This window comes from Treponema sp. R6D11 (assembly GCF_054786075.1).
The window spans coordinates 1-549 of record NZ_BDHD01000748.1; the positions used below are offsets into that span (position 1 = coordinate 1).

General features: G+C 39.3%; 1 protein-coding gene. It reads right to left on the bottom strand.

Annotation, left to right across the window (positions count from 1 at the left end):
• Positions 1-78: 78 nt before the first annotated feature.
• Positions 79-549: hypothetical protein (locus ACYVTD_RS15870; protein ID WP_461248656.1), on the bottom strand; the 471-nt coding region annotated here is incomplete at its 5' end.

A 549-nucleotide genomic window follows, 5' to 3' on the forward strand; every position in this document is an offset into this window, starting at 1 on the left:
GTGCGTCTATTACTTCTTTTTTCTCTAAATCTTTAAATCTTTCTAACATAAGAATTACCTCCTATGTTAGAATATATGCTATTTTAGCAGCGAATACATATTTTTTTTATAACTTTCGACGCCTGGTTGGGTGAATGGGTTGACGCCTAGCATGTAGCCGGAAATTCCACAAGCTTTTTCGAAGAAGTAGAATAGTTCTCCGAGGGATTCTTCGTTCATTTTGTCTATTATTATTTCTAAGACTGGCACGCCGCCTTCTAAGTGAGCTTTGATTGTTCCGTCTTTTGCTTTTTCGTTTACATAGTGGAACTCTTTGCCTGCTAGGTATTCTAAGCCGTCGTCGATTTCGCTTTTAGGAATTGTCACATCGTTTGGTTTAGTTTTAAAACTGATGACGGTTTCGAATATATTGCGGACGCCATCTTGGACATATTGACCCATTGAGTGCAGGTCGGTTGTGTATATCAAGTTGGCAGGGAAGATTCCTTTGCCATTTTTTCCTTCGCTTTCGCCGAAAAGTTGTTTCCACCATTCTGTTAACATGCGCAA